This window comes from Pseudorhodoplanes sp. (genome assembly GCF_035565855.1).
Classification (GTDB): domain Bacteria; phylum Pseudomonadota; class Alphaproteobacteria; order Rhizobiales; family Xanthobacteraceae; genus Pseudorhodoplanes.
Map to the genome: position 1 here is coordinate 1 of NZ_DATMRX010000272.1, position 1,816 is coordinate 1,816.

Genomic DNA, 1,816 nt, shown 5'->3' on the forward strand with positions numbered 1-1,816 from the left:
GCGGAGATTTCCTCCATCGTTCAGGCCGACCTGAAGCGCTCGGGCCTGTTCGCGCCGATCGACAAGGCCGCCTTCATCGAGAAGATCGCCAATCCCGACCAGACGCCGCGCTTCGACGACTGGAAGGTGATCAATGCGCAGGCGCTGGTCACGGGCCGCGTCAGCAAGGAAGGCGATGGCCGCATCCGCGCCGAATACCGGCTGTGGGACACCTTTGCCGGACAGCAGCTTTCGGGTGAACAGTTCTTCGCCAACGGCGCCAATACCCGCCGCGTCGCCCATATCATCGCCGACGCGATCTATGAGCGGCTGACCGGCGAAAAGGGCTATTTCGACACCCGCGTCGTTTTCATCGATGAATCGGGCGCCAAGAATGCGCGCAAGAAGCGGCTGGCGATCATGGATCAGGACGGCGCCAATGCCCGCTTCCTCTCCGATGGACGCTCCATCGTGATGACGCCGCGTTTCTCGCCGAACCGGCAGGAAATCACCTACATGTCCTATGAGAGCGGACAGCCACGCGTCTATCTGCTGCAGCTTGAGACCGGACAGCGCGAACTCGTCGGCAATTTCCCCGGCATGACCTTCGCGCCGCGTTTCTCGCCGGACGGTCAGCGCGTGATCATGAGCCTGATGCGCGACGATGGTAACTCCAACATCTATTCCATGGATCTGAGGAGCAGGAACACCACGCGCCTCACCAATTCCAATGCCATCGATACCTCGCCCTCCTATTCGCCGGACGGCTCGAAGATCGTCTTCACCTCCGACCGCGGCGGCCGTCCTCACATCTATGTGATGGGGGCCGATGGGTCGGGGCAGACGCGCATCTCTTTCGGTGAGGGTACCTATTCCACGCCGGTGTGGTCGCCGCGCGGCGATCTGGTGGCCTTCACCAAGCAGTCGGGCGGCCAGTTCCAGATCGGCGTGATGCGCACGGACGGTTCTGGTGAACGCATCCTGACCTCCGGCTTCCTCCAGGAAGGCCCGACATGGGCCCCCAACGGGCGGGTGATCATGTATCTGAAGGAAACGCCGGGTGCTGGCGGACCGAAGCTCTATTCGGTCGATCTGACCGGGCGTAACGAGCAGCAGATACCAACCCCGAATTTCGGGTCCGATCCGGCCTGGTCGCCGTTGCTCGACTGAAGCTGATGAAGGATGGAGCGTGGCAATTGCGCTCCATTCGCGGCTTTTTCGACCGGATACGGGCTTAAAATAGCCCGCGGCGGGGAGGCGGACAAGATTTCGCCTCTTTGTCGTCATCTGGCTGCATGCCAGTGAGAGGGATGCGCATTCAGGGGGCTCGCCGGATGCGTGAACCGAATTTTAACCGTGTTTTTTGAGTGCCGGTTAACCGAGATGTGGTTACTGGCAGATCAACGAAGTCACTCGAATGCGAAGGAGAGGCGGTATGCGCCGTATCGCAAAACTAGCAGCAAACCCCGTGATGGTCGCGCTCGTAGCCTCGTTGGCGCTTGCCGGCTGCGCATCCAAGAAGACCCCCAACAACGCAGCTGATCTCGGCCTCGGCGGCAGCGCGGCAACGCCCGGCTCGGCTCAGGACTTCACCGTGAACGTCGGCGACCGCATCTTCTTCGATCTGGACTCCTCGTCCATCCGTGCTGATGCCCAGCAGACGCTGGCCCGTCAGGCTCAGTGGCTCAACCGTTATCGCCAGTATTCGATCGTTGTCGAAGGCCATGCCGACGAACGCGGCACCCGCGAATACAACCTTGCGCTCGGCGCCCGCCGCGCCGCTGCGACCCGCGACTACCTTGCCTCGCAGGGCGTTGCCGCCAACCGCATCAAGACC

General features: G+C 62.0%; 2 protein-coding genes. Both read left to right on the plus strand.

The annotated features are described in order from the left end of the window. Nucleotides 1-1,149 (plus strand): Tol-Pal system beta propeller repeat protein TolB (gene tolB, locus VN004_RS15610; RefSeq protein ID WP_325611838.1); only part of this gene is annotated, 1,149 nt, incomplete at its 5' end. A 265-nt stretch (nt 1,150-1,414) separates the two neighbouring features. Further along, nucleotides 1,415-1,816: OmpA family protein (locus VN004_RS15615; protein WP_325611842.1), on the plus strand; the 402-nt coding region annotated here is incomplete at its 3' end.